The sequence below is a fragment of the Roseateles sp. P5_B10 genome (assembly GCF_056400485.1).
In genome coordinates this window covers 1-3,799 of the sequence record NZ_JBFULE010000515.1, presented here as the reverse complement: position 1 = coordinate 3,799, position 3,799 = coordinate 1, and the positions used below count along the sequence as shown (strand labels likewise).

The following is a 3,799-nucleotide window of genomic DNA, read 5'->3' as shown; positions in this document are numbered from 1 at the left end:
ACCCAGGCCCGGTATGCCGAAGAAGCTCTCGAACACCAGGCTGCCGAGGAAAACGTAGGGCAGATAGCTGCCGGCGCTGGTGATGATGGGAATGAGGGCATTGCGCAGCACATGGCGGCTCAGCACCCGGCCCTCGCTCAGGCCCTTGGCGCGTGCGGTGCGCACATAGTCCTTGCCCATCTCCTCCAGGAACATCGCGCGGTACAGCCGCGCCTCGCCACCCAGCCGCGACAGCAGCGACAGCAGGATGGGCAGGGCCAGGAACCTGACCGCATCCAGCCCCGGCGCGAAGCCGTTCATCGGCACCAGCCTGAGCACACGCGCAAACAGGAACTGGCCGACGATGATGTAGAACAGGCTGCTGATGGACAGCATCAGCACGCACAGCACCACGCCCCAGAAGTCGATCTTGCTGTGCCGGAAGAACACCAGCAGCAGCGCGAAGGCGATGCTGACGATGACCTGCAGGATGAACAGAGGCAGTGCCAGCTGCAGGCTGACGCCCATGCGCACCTTGATCTCGTGGCCGATGTTGATGGCCTGGCGCGCATCGCTCTTGCCGAAGTCCAGTGCGAACAGGCTGATGGAACGGTCCCACAGGATGGTGTGCGTGACGCGCTCCGCCCCAGACTTGCTGGCGTCGAAGTACAGCGGCTTGTCATAGCCGCGCTCGGTCTTCCATTTCTCGATCTGCTCCTGCGTGACGCGCTTGCCGCCGATGTTCAGCCGCGCCATGTCGTCGGGCGTGTTGACCGAGAAGAATAGGAAGAAGGTGAAGAGATTGACACCGACGAGGATGGCCAGGCCATAGCCCAGGCGGCGCAGCATGAARCCCAGCATCAGGCTTTCCTCTCGGTGGCTTGTTCACGGGCCTGCCAGGCGCGACGCGTCGCGATGAAGACAGCCAGCCCACCGCCTGCCAGCAGCAGCAGCGGCCACCAGACCGGCCGATTCCACTCGGCGATGCTGCGCGTGCGCTCCTGCGCATCCACGCGCAGGTAGCGGGCGCGGTCACGCACGACGACGCCCGGCTTGCCGTTGTGCACCCAGCGCTGGAAAGCCACGCCAGAGTAGCTCCAGAAACCCCAGGCCCATGGCGAGTCCTGGCGGGCGACGTCGTTCATCTGCGCCATGACCCGCGCCTTTTCAGGCCCGTCCTCCAGCGACTGCAGCTTGCGGAACAGGCGGTCGAACTCCGGGTTGGCGTAGTTGGCCGTGTTCTCGCCCTCGTGCAGGCTCTTGCTGTTGGGCCCATAGAGCAGGAACAGGAAGTTCTCGGCATCGGGGTAGTCGGCGAACCAACCCCACCAAAAGATCTGGTGCTTGCCCTTGAGGATCTTTTCCTGGAACTGGTTGAAGTCGGTCGCACGGATGTCGAGCTGGATGCCGAGCTTGGCGAACTGGCGCACCATCCAGTCGTTCTCGGCCTTGAGCTCGGGCGTGATGACGCGCTGGAAGTCGTAGTTCAGCACCAGCGGCTTGCCGGTCTTCACGTCACGGCCGTCGGGGTAGCCGGCTTCGGCCATCAGCTTGAGGGCGTCCTGCAGCGGCCGGCGCACGGGCTTGCCGTTGACGAGCGTGTGCGTCACCGGGTTGAACTCACCGGGCTCGCCCTCCTTCGATCCGAACACACCCGGCGGGATAGGGCCGTGGGCCGCGTCGCCGCCCTTGTCGCGGAAGATGCGGCCATAGCCCTCCTCCCAGTCGATGGCAATCGAGATGGCCTGGCGCAGCGCGCGGTTGCGCTTCTGCTGTTCGGGCGTGTCGCCCTTGCCGACGACCGGGTCCAGCCAGTTGAAGCCGAGGTACCAACTGCTGATGTCGACATCCATCGGCAGCTGGAAGCCACGCTGCTCGAAGAAGGCCCGCACTTCGTCGGAGTCGTCGCGGTCGACCGCGAGGTTCACGCCCCAGTCGGCGCGGTCCATCTCGGGCAGGTCGAGATAGCCCTGCTTGAACAGCTCCTTGATTGGCACCTTCTCCTTCACGTTGATGGCCACGACCTTGTCGACGAAGGGCACGCGCTTGCCGCAATCCGCCAGCCGCCCGGCCTCAGCGTCGCCGGGGCTGCCGTCGCAGGGGTAGGTGTCGGGCCGGTAGTGGGGATTGCGGCTCATCACATGGCGGCGGTCCTGCACGTACTCCGTCATCATGAAGGGGCCGCTGCCCACCGGCCACTGATTCCAGGTCAGCGAATTGGCGGCCATGCCGGGCTGGGCGTAGAAGGCGTCCACCTCCCAGGGGATGGCGGCCGTGAAGTTGGTGGCCAGCCAGTAGCGCCACTGCGGGTAGCGGCCCTTGAGGCGGATGCGCAGCAGGTGGTCGCCCACGGCCTGCGCCCCGGCGAGCGGCCAGCGGCGCAAGTCGAGAAAGGGCTTGTCCGCCAGGCTCTCGGCTTGGCCGGCCAGCTGGCTGGCGCTTTCGCGCTTTATCTGCGCAACATAGTCCTTCAGGCCCAGGACGTGCTCGGAGAACACGGCCTGGACCGGGGTCTCGATGCGCGGGTTGGCGTGGCGCTTGAGCGCATAGACGAAATCCTCGGCGACGACCTCGCGCGTGCCCAGCTGCTTGAAGTCAAAGGGGCTGCGCTTGTCACCCAGCTCGCCGGGCGTGAGGTGGTGGTAGAGGTAGCCGCCCTTGGCGTCTTTCGCAAAGGCCGGGTGGGGCGACCACTGCAGGCCCGGGCGGATGGGAATGTCGTAGACCGCCTCGGCGATCTGCTCGTCCGGCGCGTCGTCGGGCAGGCGCTGGCCCTTGGCATCGAGGTAGTAAGGCTGCGCCRGTCCGGCGGCCGCGCGTGGGATCAGCGTGTAGGGCCGCTTCAGCGGGTGGTAGCCGTAGGGCGGTTCGCTGATCTCGTAGGTGTAGGTGCTTTCGGGGGCCGTGTACGACGAGGTCGGATCCAGATAGCGCGGCGAGCGCTCGGCAAAGGCCATGTAGAGCGTGTTCTCGCGCTCGGCGCCGAGAGGATGCGGGCTGTTGTTGCAGCCGGACAGCAGGCCGAACGCCAACGCGCCCAAGGCTCTCACCGCCCAACCGAAAACTCCCGCCACGCCGACACCCTCAAACGACAAGCGCCCCGGCGGCAGGCCGAGGCGATAGCGGGAATCATAGTCGGGCACTCGTCTATACAACGCTGCCCGCCCCCGAGAAAGCGGCGTGGAAAACCCGGGGTGACTTCAGTGATGGTGATGGTCGTGACCGCAGTCATCGCCGCAGTCGTAATCGTGGTCATGCGCGCCGTGCGCCAGGCGCGGGTCCGACTGCCAGCCCAGGATGGCCTCGCGCCGCTGCACATAGAGCTCCACGGTGCCGCCAACTGGCAGGCAGACCTTGGTACGCACATGGCCGAACGGCAGGCCGGTCAGCACCGGCGTTTTGGTGCGGGCGCGCAGCGCGGCGACGGCGTCCTTGATGCCATAACCACGATCCAGCGGCGACTTGGCCGCGCCGCTGAAGTCGCCCAGCAGCACGGCCGCCTGCGCATCGATGACGCCGGCCTGCTGCAGCTGCAGCAGCATGCGCTCGACGCGGTAGGGATGTTCGTTGACGTCTTCCAGGAACAGGATGCCGCCCTTGACCTTGGGCCAGTGCGGCGTGCCCAGCAGCGAGCACAGCACGCTGAGGTTGCCCCCCCAGAGCCGCCCGCGCGCCTCCAGGCCGTCGAAGCCACCGGTCGGCTCGCGGAAGCCTACGGCCTCCAGCGCGCCGCTCATGGCTTCCAGGAAGCAGTCGCGCGTGACCTCGTCGACACCGCCATCGGCCTCACTGCGGCCGAAGTCGTCACAAGCCAGCGGCC

3 protein-coding genes are annotated in these 3,799 nt (G+C 66.6%); all 3 read right to left on the bottom strand.

Translation table 11 applies throughout. The annotated features are described in order from the left end of the window. The coding region (locus AC1DU6_RS22975; RefSeq protein ID WP_477859846.1) for an ABC transporter permease at nucleotides 1-840 on the bottom strand (840 nt) is incomplete at its 3' end. After that, nucleotides 840-3,029: an ABC transporter substrate-binding protein gene (locus AC1DU6_RS22970; RefSeq protein WP_477859845.1), complete on the bottom strand. Its 2,190-nt coding sequence runs from the start codon at nucleotides 3,027-3,029 to the stop codon at nucleotides 840-842. The genes AC1DU6_RS22975 and AC1DU6_RS22970, both read right to left, overlap by 1 nt. Nucleotides 3,030-3,179: 150 nt before the next feature. Next, the coding region (locus AC1DU6_RS22965; protein WP_477859843.1) for a S66 peptidase family protein at nucleotides 3,180-3,799 on the bottom strand (620 nt) is incomplete at its 5' end.